The organism is Thermostichus sp. OS-CIW-26, assembly GCF_054058395.1.
In genome coordinates, this window is record NZ_JBSSAG010000008.1 from 69,782 (window position 1) to 83,679 (window position 13,898).

Consider the following 13,898-nt stretch of genomic DNA (forward strand, 5'->3'; position numbering starts at 1 on the left):
TTTTTAAGGGGTAGGCGGTTGGGAGAGGATCACCAAGATCCAAAGATGCAGCAGCAACGATTCAACCTTTCCCCCATCACTCTAGCTGGGGTGGGTTTGGGCTTGACGGCTGCCGCCTTTGGTGCCGCCTGGGGAACAGGGATCTACCTTCAAGATCACGTGCTGCCGCAGGTGGAAGCAACCCTCTCGCAAGCGATGCGCCGGCGCGTGGAATTGGGGGAGGTGAGGTTTCTGGCCCCCTGGCAGGTGAGCTTGGGAGAAAGCCGCGTTGAACATCTGGCCAGTATCGGCTCCATCGACCTCAGCCCTGATTTCTGGACTTGGCTGCAGACGGGTCAGTGGGTGCTGAATGTTACCCTAAACCAGCCGCAACTGCTGCTGATGGAAACGCTGGATCGCGGCTGGGCGGATGTGCAGTTTCAACTGCCCGAAGGGGAGGGATCCCTGACCTTGCATGGGCTGAACATCCGTTTGCGCCAGGGATCCCTGACGGCCATCCCTTTGGTGGGGGAGCGACGCCAGTTTGATCGGCTGCAGGGCCAGGTGCAGGTGTGGCTGACTCACAATGCCCCGCCAGGAGAGGAGGATCTTTTCGGGGGGCGGGCCAGTTTCCAGGCGATGGCACGGTTGCTCCCTCGGGAGGGGGAGGGGGGGTACCCCCTGCAGCTCAGGGGGGTGGCGGATTTTGCCCAGGCTTCCGGTTCGGTGACGCTTTCTGCGGCTCGTCTGCCTTTGGATCTCTTGCCCAGTGTGGTGCCGGCGGCCCCTTTTGCGGAGGTGCAGGGGGAAACTGGCTTGGATCTCCAGGTGCTCTGGCGGCGGGATCAACCGCTGGAGTTGACGGGGCAGGCCCAGGTTCAACAGGCTCGGCTGGATCTGGAGAGGTTGCCCCATCCTTTTGAAGAGGTGAAGGGCTCCGTTCGCTTTACCTTGCAGGGGTTGGAGCTGGAGGGGGTGAGCGGTCGCTTTGGTCAGCTTTCCTTTGCCGAGCTAAAAGGCCCGGTGGTCTGGGAGCAAGGACAGGGGTTTGGTTTGCAGGCGGAAGTAGCGCCGGCCCGCCTGCAGCAGATCCAAGAGACGTTTGCCTTTGGCCTGCCGGTGGCGGTGGAGGGGGTGGTAGGGGGATCCGTAGCGGTCACCGGCCCCTTGGATCGGCCACAGATTCGGGGACAGTTGCGGGGGCTTTCGCCGGGGCGGGTGGATCGCCTGCCGGTGTCGGAGTATGCCTTTGGCTTCCACTTTGCGGATCAAACCTTGGCCTTGGAAGCAATTGACCTCAAGACTGCAGGGGGTCGCATCCAAGGCTCCGGCCAGCTGCAATGGGCTGCCGGCTTGGCAGGCCAGTTCGATCTTCAAGTCAGCGGAGCCGACGTGGAGCAGGTGCTGGCCCTTTACGGCCTCAACCTGCCCCGCCGGGGCGCTCTTCCTTGGGTGGGGCCGGTTTCCGCTCAAGTGCAGGTGGCGCTGACGGGATCCCAACCGCGGGCGGAGGCCAGCTGGGAAAGTCTTGGGGGAGAGATTGCCGGAAGAGGGCAGCTGCAGGTTTTGCCGGAGGGTCGGGACTGGGTGGTGCAGGTGCCGCAGGCGGTGCTGGACGTGGGCGGAGGCCGGGTGGCGGTGGCGGGGCGGTGGGCGGGGGGACAGCTCCAGACGCAGTTGGCTCCTCAGGAGGTGCCGCTGGCCTTTTTCAACCCCCAATGGCCGGGATCCCTCTCTGGCGAGCTGACGGCGCAGCTGGACAGGGCGGCGGCAGCAGAAGTGGGCTTCCTGGGGGCGTTGCGGGCGCAAGGGTCGCTGGCTTTGTTGCAGCCTTTGGGAGCGAGGGGACGGCAGTGGGTTGAGGGCATCCGCGGCCAGGTGACTTGGGAGGGATCCGGACTGCATATCCAGGAGGCGGAGGTGTTGGCAGGTGGCACTCGCCTGGCCAGGGTCGAAGGGCAGATCCCCTTGGATCCCCAGACGCTGCAGGTGGGATCCCTGGATTTGGCCTTGGCTGTGGATGGGGTTTCCTTGGCAGAAGTGCCCGGCCTGCCGCCGCTGGTGAAAGGAGTGCTGCAGGGATCCGGCCAGATCCGCGGACCTCTGGACACCTTGCAGGTGACTGGCAAGGCGCAGTTGCGGGGCTTGCAGGTGGGAGATGTGGCCTTTGAAGACTTGGCCGGGCCCTTTCAGGGGTCTGTTCAGGGGACGGAAGTGGATCTGCGGGGGAAGCGGGATCGACTGGCGCTGCAGTTGGATCCCCAGTTTCAGCCTTTGCAGTTTCAGGTGCAGCGGGGCGAGGCGGAAATTCGCGGCCAACGCCGGCAAGAGGAGCTCCAGGTGGCAGTGAACCAGTTGCCTCTGGCTTTGCTGGGGGGGGTGGCTGCCGGGCCGTGGGCCAGTCTGCAGGGAACCCTCGAGGGGGAGGTGGCAGTTGACCTGGCAAGCGGCGCCGCCCAAGGACGGGCTGCGGTGGCGGATCTGCAGTTGGGAGGGATCGAAGTACGGGGCTTTTCGGTGGATTTCGACTACCACGCTGGTAATGGTTCTCCTCGCCTAGAGATCGCCCAAGCTCAACTGGATTTGTTTGAGAGCACCTACACCGCTAGCGGCACCCTGGAGCTGCCGGCGGATCCCCTCCAGGGCGGTTTGGAGTCTACTCCAGAGGTTTCCGTTCCTCAAATTAACCTAGAGATCAGCACCCGCCAGGGCCGCCTGGAAGACATCGTCTCTGCCTTTAAGTGGCGGCAGTGGCAAGACATCACCACTCGCGGCTTCCGGCGGCCCCCCTTGGGCCCTGCCTCGGCGTTAAAGACCGACCCGGTTGGTTTGCCCAACCATCCTCTCCTGGAGCAGCTGGAGTACTATGCCCAGATCCTGGCCGCCCACCTGGAGACTCTGGCCAGCCGCATGGATCCGCTGTTCGCATCAGCGGTGCGGAGCACTTTCCCGCCGCCCACAAGTCTGCGAGGGGAATTCCAAGCCAGCGTTAGCCTGGTCGGCAGCCTCAACCGGCCTAGCGTCAGCTTTTACCTTGAGGGCCAGAATTGGCAGGCAGAGGAGTTTGGCATCGAAAGCCTTACTGCCAGGGGCAGCCTGGCTGGAGATGCAGTGGTGTTGGAGCCGCTGCGGTTGCGCAGTGGCGAACGTCAAGCCCTTTTTGTGGGCAAGCTGGGCCTAGAGGAACAGTCGGGATCCTTGCAAATCCAAGGATTGCCTCTGGCTTTGCTGGACCGCTTCCTGCCAGAGGAGCTGGAGCTGCAGGGGGATCTCAACCTGGACGTGGAGCTGGCCGGCAACCTGCGGGATCCCCATGCCCGCGGATCCCTGACAGTGGTCAACGCCCAGATCAACCAAGTGCCCCTGCGGGAGGTGGGAGGACAATTTGACTACCAACAAGGACAACTGCGCTTGAAGAGCACTCTTCTCGCCAACGGCGACGAGCCAATCCGCATTGCCGGCTTGGTGCCCTACACCTTGCCCTTCGCCGATCGCGACAGCGGGACGGAGTCCTTAGTTCAAGCCAAAGAGGATCAGATCGACCTGAGCTTACAGGCTGAGAACGGCGGCCTGCGCTTGATCAATCTCCTCACCGACCAAGTGCGCTGGGAAGGCGGCCAAAGCCAACTGGAGCTGGCCATCCGCGGCACCTTGCGAGAGCCCAGCCTGCAGGGGAACTTGAGCGTCAACTCGGGGATCCTCAAGCTGGCAGCCCTGCCGGAGCCCATTACCGACCTCACAGGCCAGATCGCCTTTAACCTCAATCAGCTGCAAGTCCAGGAGCTGCGGGGACAGTTGGGGGGTGGATCCCTTTTGGCTGAAGGCTTTTTGCCCGTCAACTCTCGCGGTGCCCTGCAGATGGACGAAACCTCGCCACCCTTAACTCTGCAACTCCAAGGGATCCAGCTCAACCTGCCCAGCCTCTACACTGGCCATCTGGACGGCGAGGTGGCTGTCAGAGGGCTGCTTCTGCAACCTTTGCTCGAGGGGCGGCTGGAGGTTTCTCAAGGGATCGTGGATGTCAGCCCCCGCCGGGCAGAACCTGAGGCCGCAACAGCTGCCGCCGGCTCGACTTCGCCGGATCCCTTCTGGCAGCCGCGGCTCAACGGACTGGAGCTGGTCTTGGGGCCAGGGATCCGCGTGCAGCGTCCCAATCTGTTTGAATTCAATGCTGCCGGCACCTTGCGCCTGTTTGGCACTCCCCAGGATCTGCGCCCAGCGGGCACCATTGCCCTAGAGCGAGGCCGCATCAACCTGCCCCTTGCCAACTTTCGCCTGGATCGCTCCCGCTCCAATACCGCCACTTTTGACCTAGACAACCCCTTCGATCCCTTCCTGAACCTGCGCTTGATGACCCAGGCCATCGAGGTCTATCGCTTTCCCCAAGAGCTCTCCCCCTTCGACACCAACCGCAACCTGCCGGGATCCCAGCAGAGCATCGAGATTTTCGCCACGGTCAACGGGCGGGCCAGCCAGCTGGCTGAGGCGGATCCCCGCAACGGGGTTCTGGCCCTTTCCAGCAGCCCCAGCCGCTCCCCCGAAGAGATCGTCGCCCTCCTGGGAGGCACAGCTCTGGCCCGCCTCAACCCCGAAGCGGGAGTGGCCGGCCTGGCCGGAACTGCCTTGCTCAACGATGTGCTGGACACGCTGCGGGACACCCTGGGCCTAGACGAGGTGCGCATTAGCCCCGTCCCCCAGGTCGATACCCGCGCTGCCAACCGCTCCTCGATAGGGCTAGCGCTGGAGGTGGCCCGAGATCTGGGGCCAGCCACTTCCATCTCGCTGCAGCGCAACCTAACGGATCCCTTTCAGCCCACCCGCTACAGCGCCCGCTACCGCCTCAACGAGCAAACCCTCACCCGCGCCAGCACCGACCTCGAGGGCAACAATGTCATTTCCATCGAGTTTGAGACCCGCTTCTAATGGGATCCGCTCCGGAGTTTGGCAGCAGGCTTTGGATGGCCAGGGATCCCTTGAAAAAAGATTTAGTGGAAAAAGCTGCCTTACAGGTAACGGCTAATGTCTTCTCCTCGCTCCGCCAAAAACGACAAGGCCCGGAAGCGCAGCCCTGCCACCTGGTCGTAGAGGGGGTTGAGCTTACACATGGGCGGAATATGCATCACCTTGTGGCCAAACAACACCACATCTCGCTCGAAGGGACAGCGGGCCGGGATCCACCGGCAAAGGAAGTGGGCCAAGCGTGGATCGCGGATGCTAAAGTTATCCATAGCCGATTGAATGGGACGCAACGGAGCCTGCAACCAGTCGCGCAGGCGACCCGTGGACTTGAAAAGCACAGAAGTCATGGAACCAGGCAGCTCCTGAGGAGCTTTGCGAGCACGTTGCCAAGAAATCGTTGTGGAACCCATAAGCTTTCACCTCAACCTTTGAAGAAGCAGCAGCCTTTGGTCGGTTACGGCGCGCAAAATTACTAGCCATCGACAATTCTCTGTGTCGAGCTTGTATTCAGGGAAACATTAGCCATCTCTCTTCCCTCTGTTAGTCTGCCTTCTCCAACGGAAAGCTTGCTTCTGTAAACAAGAATCTCTGCTCAACGTTGTAGAGCTACATGTTTTGTCTCCAAAAGTTAACATGTAACGAAAAATACAAAAACTCCTCTGCTCTTGTCCACCAGCCGATTCCCTGTCAGGATCCCTGAGGTTCCTCAGCTTGGGCTCTGGAGCCAGATGGGTATCCATCGCCCCTATTTCTAGGATGGAACAAGCCCTTTGGGCAGAGTAGAGGGATCCCCGTAATCACACTTGCCTTGGCAGGGTTGTTTTTCTTTTGATCGAGTTTGGCTTGGGAGCGTCTCGGTTGGGAGTTACGGAGGATAACAGCCAAGGGATGCCGGCTGCTGAGCGTTCTACAATGCCAGGAGAGATTCCCAGCGGGTGCACATCCGGCGGTGGGTTGGGATCCTTGATTTTGTCTCTGGCTTTCTTGAGAGGCTGCCCATGAAATTGGCCTATTGGATGTACGCTGGCCCTGCCCATATCGGCACGCTGCGGGTGGCCAGCTCCTTCAAAAACGTTCACAGCATCATGCACGCTCCTCTGGGAGACGACTATTTCAACGTGATGCGTTCCATGTTGGAGCGAGAGCGGGATTTTACTCCGGTAACCACCAGCGTCGTTGACCGGCAGGTGTTGGCGCGGGGATCCGACGAAAAGGTGATTCGCAACATCGTCCGCAAAGACGGGGAGGAGCACCCGGATTTGATCGTGGTCACCCCCACCTGCACTTCCAGCATTTTGCAGGAAGATCTGCATCACTTTGTCCGGCAGGCCCAGTTGGCCAGTCGCTGCGACGTAATGCTGGCAGATGTCAACCACTACCGGGTTAACGAATTGCAGGCAGCAGATCGCACCCTGCACCAGATTGTGGAGTTCTACATCACCAAAGCTCGCAAACAGGGGGAGCTGAACGACTCGCCCCAAAAGACGGAGCGTCCTTCCTGTAACATCCTTGGCATTTCCAGCCTGGGGTTTCACAATGCCCACGATCTGCGGGAGCTGAAGGCGCTGCTGCGAGATCTGGGGATCCAGCTCAACCTGGTGATCCCGCAAGGGGCCAGTGTCCACGATCTCAAACACCTGGGGCGGGCCTGGTTTAATGTGGTGCCCTATCGGGAGCTGGGGCTGATGACAGCTCGCTACTTGCAGGAGGAGTTTGGCACGCCTTCCATCGAGATCACCCCGATGGGGGTGGTGGAAACGGCCCGCTTCATCCGCCAGATCCAGAAGATCCTGAATGAGCAAGGGATCCCTGTCGATTATGAAGCCTACATCCAGGAGCAAACCCTGCACATTTCCCAAGCGGCCTGGTTTTCCCGCTCCATCGACTGCCAAAACCTAACCGGCAAAAAAGCGGTGGTCTTCGGGGATTCCACCCACGCGGCGGCCATCACCAAAATCCTGGCCCGCGAGATGGGGATCCACGTGGTGTGGGCGGGCAGCTATTGCACCTACGATGGGGAGTGGTTCCAGGCAGAGGTGGGAGGGTATTGCGATCAGATCTTGATGACGGAGGATCACACCCGCGTGGCGGATGCGATTGCCCAGGCGGAACCTGCTGCGATTTTCGGCACCCAGATGGAGCGGCATGTGGGCAAACGGCTGCGGATCCCTTGTGGGGTCATCTCGGCCCCCATCCACGTGCAGGATTTCCCTATCGGCTACCGGCCCTTTTTGGGCTACGAGGGCGCCAACCAAATTGTGGACTTGATCTACAACTCCTTTACCCTGGGCATGGAAGATCACCTGTTGGAGATCTTCGGTGGCCACGACACCAAGGAGGTGATTCACAAGAGCCTGAGCGCCGATTCCGACCTCATCTGGACGCGGGAAGCCCAGGCGGAGCTGAACAAGGTGCCCGGCTTTGTGCGCGGCAAGGTTAAACGCAACACCGAAAAATTTGCCCGCGAACGAGGCTTGACCGAGATCAGTGTGGAGGTCATGTACGCCGCCAAAGAAGCTTTTGGAGCTTGAAGGGATCCCGTTGACAACCTTTACCCTGGGTGGGATCTTCCATCTGACGTTTGCCTATGCGTCTCCTGGTTACCGGCGGGGCGGGCTACATCGGCAGCCACACCTGCAAAGCTCTGGCGGCCTCTGGTCATCTGCCCATCACTTACGACAACTTGGTTTACGGGCACCCCTGGGCAGTTCGCTGGGGGCCGTTGGAGATTGGGGATCTCGCCGACCGCCAGCGGCTTGATCAAGTCATCCAGCACTATCGCCCGGAAGGGGTGATTCACTTTGCTGCCTATGCCTATGTGGGCGAGTCGGTGAAGGATCCCGGCAAATACTACCGCAACAATGTGGCCGGATCCCTGAGTTTGTTGGAGGCCATGCGGGATCACGGGATCCCTTACATAGTGTTCTCCAGCACCTGTGCCACTTACGGGGTGCCAGAGCGGATTCCCATTCCCGAAAGTCATCCGCAACGTCCCATCAACCCCTACGGCCAGAGCAAGCTGATGGTGGAGCAGATCTTGCAAGATTTCCAGGTTGCCCACGGGATCCGATCCATTAGCCTGCGCTACTTCAATGCCGCCGGAGCCGATCCCGATGGTGAAATTGGGGAGGCCCACGACCCGGAAACCCACCTGATCCCCTTGGTGTTGGAGGCCGCCGGCGGCCAACGTCCTCACATCACGGTTTTTGGAGAGGACTACGATACCCCCGATGGCACCTGTATCCGAGACTACATCCATGTCACCGACCTGGCGCAAGCCCACGTGTTGGCAATAGAAGCGCTGGCCTCTGGCCGGCCCATACAACCAGCCTACAACCTGGGCAATGGCCAAGGCTTTTCCGTCAAAGAGGTCATTGCCACCGCAGCAGCCGTGACCGGAAAGCGGATCCCGGTGCAAATGGGAGCGCGCCGCCCTGGGGATCCCCCGCGCTTGGTGGGCGATGCCGGTGCCATCTTTCGGGATCTCAACTGGAAACCTCTCTACACCGACCTGGCCGAGATCATTCAAACTGCCTGGCGCTGGCACCAGAAGCGGCCCTATTTCGGCAAATCTAGGCCCCCGTTGAGCTAGGAGCGTCCAACTTGGCGGGCGATAGGATAGGGAGGAACCGCTTGGTTAACCACTGCCCCGCATGGACGATAAGACCACACCCGATACCCTCGCGGTTGTCATGACCACAGTGGGATCCGAAACCGAGGCCCATCGCTTGGCCCATACCCTGGTGGCCGAACGTTATGTGGCCTGTGCCCAGGTCTTGCCCGGGATCACGTCCTACTATCGCTGGCAGGGATCCCTGCAGACCGATGCCGAGTTCCTCATCCTGCTCAAATTGCCCGCAACTGCCTACCCCCGCCTGGAACAACGGCTGCGAGAGCTGCACCCCTACGCTGAGCCCGAGATCCTGGCCCTGACGGCCAACTTGGTGAGCACAACCTATTTGGCGTGGGCCCGCGACCAGGTAGGCTAGGGAATAGTGCACAGTTGGCCATGATCGCCCTCTACCCCGGCAGCTTCGACCCGATTACCCTTGGGCATCTCGATGTTATCGAGCGAGCCAGTCGTCTCTTTTCTAAGGTGATTGTCGCCGTCTTGAAAAACCCCAACAAAACCCCTCTGTTCAGCCCCGAGCAGCGGCAGGCCCAGATTAGCCTGTCCACAGCCCATCTCAAAAATGTTGAAGTTGATACGTTTTCAGGTCTGACGGTGGCCTATGCCCGCCAACGGGGGGCAAAGGTGATCGTGCGCGGCTTGCGAGTTTTGTCGGACTTCGATGTGGAGCTGCAAATGGCCCACACCAACAAGCTGCTGGCTCCCGAACTGGAAACCTTGTTCCTTGCCACCGCCAGCGAGCACAGTTTTGTCAGCAGCAGCCTGGTGAAGGAGGTCGCCAAGTTGGGCGGCCCCATCGATCATCTGGTGCCCGCTCCGGTGATTCGAGATTTGCGGGAGCGCTTTCCCTTGGCCTGAGGGCTCAGGGATCCCCTCTCCTTCCCCAATCAAAATTCAAAGGGCTGCATCCCTGCCGTCACCGGATCAAACCCCACCGGGAAGCAGGTGCTGTGATTGTAGAGGGATCCCCTCAAATTGGCCCCTTCCAAGCAGGCTCCCTCAAGGTCGGCATAGCGCAGGTCGGCACAGCGCAGATCAGCCTTCGCCAGATTGCTGCCCCGCAGGTTGGCGTAGCGCAGGTTAGCCCCATGCAAATCGGATCCCTCGAGATTGGCCCCTCGCAGATCGACCCCCCTCAAAAAGGCATACTCCAAGCAGGACTGGGGAAAATGGCGCTCTCCCCGCTGGTAGCGGCTGAGCAACTCTGAGGCCCCTTGTAGAGCACACTGGGCAATGGTTTGAGTCATGGTACTGCTCCCAAATCAGACTGGATGCCTTATCTCTATCCTCATCCCTATCATCGGGTTGGCCGGGTTTTGATCATCCCTGCTTAACAAATGATTTCAGTTTTTGAGTGGATTGTTGCCCCCAAGTTTTTTTGGAAAGATCTATCCTCAGAGATATAGAAGTCTTTCCTAATCGGCAGCTTGTGCGGCAATGTTTCTTAATTCTTTTTGTGAAGAATACTTAACGGCTGGGCTTGATCGCCAACCCCAAACCCCACCGGGAACGCAAGCTGACCTGATCTTGCTGGGCTGTATGGATCCCTCAATTTCTTCTTTTTCAGCACTCCCCCAACCAGAAGGTGTTTCTCCAGATCTGATTGAACCAAGATAATTGGGATAATGATCGACTGGATCACATCCGTAGTTTGCGATTGAGTAGGAATTCTCTGCAAGCGATATAGACCCTTATCTCTGTTCAGGATGTTCACCTTTCTTTAACTAGAGCTCTATGCCCAAACGTAAGCGAATCGGGATCCTCACCAGTGGCGGCGATTGTGGCGGCCTCAACGCCGTGATTCGAGCGGTGGTGCGGCGGGCCCGCGACTACGATATGGAAGTTTATGGCATCAAAGATGCGACGGCAGGGCTCATGGCTCGACCGGTGGAGGCGGAGCTGCTGGATGTGAAGCGGGTTTCCGGCATTTTGCGCTACGGCGGCACCATCTTGGGCACCGTGAACAAAGGCAACCCCTTCGCCTACCCTATGCCCGATGGCAGCTTGGTGGATCGCTCGGCAGAGGTGATCACCGGCTACCACCGGCTTGGGTTGGATGCGCTGATCGGGGTGGGGGGTGATGGCAGCTTGGCCATTCTCCGGCAACTGGCCCTGCAGGGGGATTGGAACTTTGTCGGGATCCCCAAGACCATCGACAACGATGTCGGTGCCACCGAGTATTCGGTGGGGTTCAACACGGCTTTGAGCGTGGCTGTGGAAGCCCTAGATCAGCTCACCTACACGGCCATCAGCCACAGCCGAGTCATGGTCATGGAGGTGATGGGGCGGGATGCCGGTCACATTGCCATCAGCGCCGGCATTGCCGGGGGGGCGCATGTGATTTTGATCCCGGAAATTCCCTACAAGCTGGAGAATGTCTGCAAAAGAATCCGCGACCGCAAAGAGCGGGGCAATAACTTCAGCATCGTGGTGGTGGCGGAGGCAGTTCGCACCGAGTCGGGGGAGCCGGTGACCTACACCAACAGCCTGGGGCAGTCTCTCTACGGCGGCATTGGCCATTACATCGGCAATGAGATCGCCCTGCGCACCGGCATCGAAACCCGGGTTATGGTTTTGGGCCACCTGCAGCGGGGAGGTACGCCTTCTCCTCTGGATCGCCTGCTGGGAGCAGCCTTTGGGGTGGCTGCTGTGGACTTGATCGCCCAAGGCAAATACGACCGCATGGTGGCCTGGCAAAATCGGCGGGTGGTGGATGTGCCCCTGGCAGAGGCCATCTCCCAGTATCGGCGGGTGGAGGTGGATGGGGCTTTGATCGCCACAGCCATTGGCTTGAATACCTATGTGGGCGAGGTGGATCCGCAGCTTTTGCGCAGCATTTCCCCCTGATCTTCCGGCAAAAACGACACGTGGGCAGAGACAATCTTCCAGCCGATATCGGGGAACCTGTACCCCATCTGGCTTTGGCGGCCCAAGCGAGGGATCCCGTTCACCGGACGGCGAAACTCTAAGGTGACCGAGCCGCAATCCGCCCCAAAGGTGACTACCTGCAAACGCAGCATCTCGCGGGCCAAATTCGTGGGAGGACGCCGTTGGCGAAAAGCCTTGATCTCGTCTCCCCCGTAGAGATTTTCCCCCACACCAAAGCGCACCACCGGGGGGCCATCCCAAAACAGGCGGTTCAGGGTGGGCACATCATTGCTCGTCAGGGCAGCTTCGTACTGATGGTAGAGCATGCCTCTAACCCCCAAAACCCTGAACTTTGCTGAATTTACTGAGCTTTAGGCGGTTTGGCAAAAGTCATTGAGAGGGATATAGTAGACCAAGTTTCCCCCTGATCCTTGAGTCCACCGCAACGGTTGCCGGGAAGTGAAGGGGGAAAGCGCTCGGGGGGTATTCCTCAGGGCTTTGCGGGATACCGCCTTCCTGTTTGGACTCCGTCCCGCTGACGCGAACAGAGATAGGCAGGATGCGATCGCTTCTTTCCTGAACCATGTTCAGGAGAGTTCAGCGTGAATGTATCAGTTCGGTTAGCTCTGCCACCACCTCGGGGCGATTCACCACACTCATGGGCCGGGCTCTCGTGCAATCGAAATGGGATCCTATCGGCTCCAGGAGCAGCAGGAGGTTCTGGAAGAACAGCGGGATCCCATCGTGCGGCAAGACATCTCTAGGATCTAGGGGCTGAGAACGGCTTGCAAAGACCGCACATCGCAGTAGTACACCTGATGGCGGTGGGCGTACCCCTTCAGCTCTACGGCCTGATGGGAGAAGCAGGCGGCTGCCTGCCCCAGTTGTTTGGCCAAGCAGGTGTAGGTGTCCTGGCTGACCGCCAAGTCGGCGTTGAGGGTGCGGGTAGCGCTCTCGATGCGAAAGGCCAAATTCACCGTATCTCCCAGAGCCGTATATTCTTGGCGGGTGTTGTTGCCCACCTGGCGCACGATTGCCGAGCCTGTGTTGACCCCTGCCCCCAGACGAATGGGAGAAGGCAGCGGAAACTCACCGTTCAGCTGCTCGGTCATTTGAAACAGCTTCGCTATGGCCTGCAAAACCGACTTCACATCGAGGTGAATTCCCGGCACTTCCGTGCCCAGAGAAGCAGTGTTGGCTTGGGGCACATGGAACCAAACGGCCATAATCGCATCGCCAATGTATTTATCGACAGTGCCCCCGTACTGCTGAATGATATCCCCACCCCGCCGGAACCAATCGCCCATCACCTGGGAAAGCAGGCGCTCGTCCAGTTGTTGAGTCAGTTGTCCGTAACCTCGCACATCCACCACCGCCACCGAGATCAGCCAGCGGGTTTGTAAAACCAGGGTGTCCGAAGGTTTGGCCGCAGGGCTGGGTTCCGAGCTGGCCAGGGATCCGCTGTGGAACTCGAGCTGGGATTGTCCAAGGGTGAGGTGATCCCCATCCTGCAGCAGGGTGGGAATGCTGACGCGGCGATTGTTGACAAACGAGCCGTTGCGGCTGCCCAGATCGATGAGATAGATGCTGTTGTTGTCGAGGTATTGCAGCAGGGCATGTTGGCGCGAAACGCTGGGATCGCTCAAGACGATGGCGTTGTCTTCATCGCGGCCTAGGGTCCAAGCGGTCGCTCCCGAGAGAATGTGTTTCCTCTGGCTGCCATCCGGCTCTTTTAAGATCACGTAGGGCGCGGCGGTGGCGGCAGATTCGCTCGTGACGCTCATGATGGGATAAGTTGTAGACGCGACCACACTTCAATAAATACGATACCCCGCTCCCCTTCGGTTGATCGGGAAGATGCCTGGGCTGGATTTCTAGGCTGTCTTCGTCGAGAGATGGAGGTCTGAGGATGGGCTTGGCGGGGGGCCAACCCGACCGATATCATTTTGTGTAGATACGTTAAGGTCTATGCTGGATCCCTTCCATCCCATTCCCGCTGAGCAACAGCCGCTCCGGCAATATGCAGAGCTGAGGGAAGCCTTTCCTTTTTCCTGGCCTGCTTTGGGGTGGATCCCTTACTTAAAACGAATCTTTGGGGTTTGGGGAGCTGTTGTGCTGGCGGTTTCCCCGCTGGTTTGGAGCAGCTTTGCCGGAGATTGGGGCCACTTTGTCTCTGGGTCGGTGCTGGGGGCCAATGTCTTGCTCGGCCTGGTGTTGCTCCATCTCTACTTGGGATGGGCTTATGTGCGGCGGCGCTTGGTACAAGCCCAGATTCCCTATGAAGAAAGTGGCTGGTACGATGGGGCGATGTATGCCAAGTCAGAAGAGGAGCTGGCTCAGCATCGGCTGATTGTCAGGTATCAGATTGATCCTGTGTTGCAGCGCCTGCGACGGAGCTTGTGGGGCGTGGTGGGCTTGAGTGGGTTGGTGGCCCTGCTGTGGCCTCTGGGGTAGGCAGTTG

At 59.6% G+C, this 13,898-nt stretch carries 10 protein-coding genes and 1 pseudogene; 7 read left to right on the forward strand and 4 right to left on the reverse strand.

What is annotated here, in order from left to right; translation table 11 throughout:
- Positions 1-45: 45 nt before the first annotated feature.
- The gene (locus tag ACVW0C_RS05470; protein ID WP_457384575.1) at positions 46-4,902 is read left to right on the forward strand and encodes a translocation/assembly module TamB domain-containing protein; all 4,857 of its coding nucleotides are present in this window, start codon (positions 46-48) and stop codon (positions 4,900-4,902) included.
- Positions 4,903-4,982: 80 nt separating this feature from the next.
- On the opposite strand, the pseudogene ACVW0C_RS05475 reads toward ACVW0C_RS05470, so the two are convergent.
- Positions 4,983-5,228: pseudogene (locus tag ACVW0C_RS05475) on the reverse strand (Mo-dependent nitrogenase C-terminal domain-containing protein); the annotation flags it as partial.
- A gap of 708 nt (positions 5,229-5,936) precedes the next feature.
- On the opposite strand from ACVW0C_RS05475, the gene bchB reads away from it, so the two are divergent.
- From bchB to coaD, 4 genes are all read left to right on the forward strand, one after another.
- Positions 5,937-7,469, forward strand: a complete 1,533-nt coding sequence (gene bchB / locus ACVW0C_RS05480) for a ferredoxin:protochlorophyllide reductase (ATP-dependent) subunit B (protein WP_457384576.1) — start codon at positions 5,937-5,939, stop codon at positions 7,467-7,469.
- A 56-nt stretch (positions 7,470-7,525) separates the two neighbouring features.
- Complete coding sequence (gene galE / locus ACVW0C_RS05485; protein WP_457384590.1) at positions 7,526-8,530, forward strand: UDP-glucose 4-epimerase GalE; 1,005 nt, start codon at positions 7,526-7,528, stop codon at positions 8,528-8,530.
- Between the two features lie 61 nt (positions 8,531-8,591).
- Positions 8,592-8,927 carry a divalent-cation tolerance protein CutA gene (gene cutA, locus ACVW0C_RS05490; RefSeq protein WP_457384577.1) on the forward strand — a complete coding sequence of 112 codons (336 nt, stop codon included), beginning with the start codon at positions 8,592-8,594 and terminating at the stop codon, positions 8,925-8,927.
- A gap of 20 nt (positions 8,928-8,947) precedes the next feature.
- The gene (gene coaD, locus ACVW0C_RS05495) at positions 8,948-9,427 is read left to right on the forward strand and encodes a pantetheine-phosphate adenylyltransferase (RefSeq protein ID WP_011433776.1); all 480 of its coding nucleotides are present in this window, start codon (positions 8,948-8,950) and stop codon (positions 9,425-9,427) included.
- Between the two features lie 29 nt (positions 9,428-9,456).
- Here coaD and ACVW0C_RS05500 read toward each other — a convergent pair whose 3' ends face one another.
- Positions 9,457-9,816 carry a pentapeptide repeat-containing protein gene (locus ACVW0C_RS05500; protein WP_414344503.1) on the reverse strand — a complete coding sequence of 120 codons (360 nt, stop codon included), beginning with the start codon at positions 9,814-9,816 and terminating at the stop codon, positions 9,457-9,459.
- Positions 9,817-10,303: 487 nt separating this feature from the next.
- Between ACVW0C_RS05500 and ACVW0C_RS05505 the strand changes: the two genes are divergently transcribed.
- Complete coding sequence (locus ACVW0C_RS05505; protein ID WP_414344504.1) at positions 10,304-11,416, forward strand: ATP-dependent 6-phosphofructokinase; 1,113 nt, start codon at positions 10,304-10,306, stop codon at positions 11,414-11,416.
- Here the strand turns inward: ACVW0C_RS05505 and ACVW0C_RS05510 are convergent.
- Positions 11,368-11,763, reverse strand: coding sequence for an AtzH-like domain-containing protein (locus ACVW0C_RS05510; protein ID WP_457384578.1), 396 nt, complete (start codon positions 11,761-11,763; stop codon positions 11,368-11,370). The genes ACVW0C_RS05505 and ACVW0C_RS05510 overlap by 49 nt on opposite strands.
- A gap of 441 nt (positions 11,764-12,204) precedes the next feature.
- Complete coding sequence (locus ACVW0C_RS05515) at positions 12,205-13,221, reverse strand: FHA domain-containing protein (protein ID WP_457384579.1); 1,017 nt, start codon at positions 13,219-13,221, stop codon at positions 12,205-12,207.
- A gap of 184 nt (positions 13,222-13,405) precedes the next feature.
- On the opposite strand from ACVW0C_RS05515, the gene ACVW0C_RS05520 reads away from it, so the two are divergent.
- A complete protein-coding gene (locus ACVW0C_RS05520) occupies positions 13,406-13,891 on the forward strand; it encodes a CGLD27 family protein (RefSeq protein WP_414390435.1) in 486 nt (161 codons plus the stop codon).
- Positions 13,892-13,898: the final 7 nt, after the last annotated feature.

What these genes read in the sequence shown, in the direction of transcription:
- ACVW0C_RS05470 (WP_457384575.1), top strand. Translation starts at nt 46, where the DNA reads ATGCAGCAGCAACGATTCAACCTTTCCCCCATCACTCTAGCTGGGGTG.
- bchB (WP_457384576.1), top strand. Translation starts at nt 5,937, where the DNA reads ATGAAATTGGCCTATTGGATGTACGCTGGCCCTGCCCATATCGGCACG.
- galE (WP_457384590.1), top strand. Translation starts at nt 7,526, where the DNA reads ATGCGTCTCCTGGTTACCGGCGGGGCGGGCTACATCGGCAGCCACACC.
- cutA (WP_457384577.1), top strand. Translation starts at nt 8,592, where the DNA reads ATGGACGATAAGACCACACCCGATACCCTCGCGGTTGTCATGACCACA.
- coaD (WP_011433776.1), top strand. Translation starts at nt 8,948, where the DNA reads ATGATCGCCCTCTACCCCGGCAGCTTCGACCCGATTACCCTTGGGCAT.
- ACVW0C_RS05500 (WP_414344503.1), bottom strand. Translation starts at nt 9,816, where the DNA reads ATGACTCAAACCATTGCCCAGTGTGCTCTACAAGGGGCCTCAGAGTTG.
- ACVW0C_RS05505 (WP_414344504.1), top strand. Translation starts at nt 10,304, where the DNA reads ATGCCCAAACGTAAGCGAATCGGGATCCTCACCAGTGGCGGCGATTGT.
- ACVW0C_RS05510 (WP_457384578.1), bottom strand. Translation starts at nt 11,763, where the DNA reads ATGCTCTACCATCAGTACGAAGCTGCCCTGACGAGCAATGATGTGCCC.
- ACVW0C_RS05515 (WP_457384579.1), bottom strand. Translation starts at nt 13,221, where the DNA reads ATGAGCGTCACGAGCGAATCTGCCGCCACCGCCGCGCCCTACGTGATC.
- ACVW0C_RS05520 (WP_414390435.1), top strand. Translation starts at nt 13,406, where the DNA reads ATGCTGGATCCCTTCCATCCCATTCCCGCTGAGCAACAGCCGCTCCGG.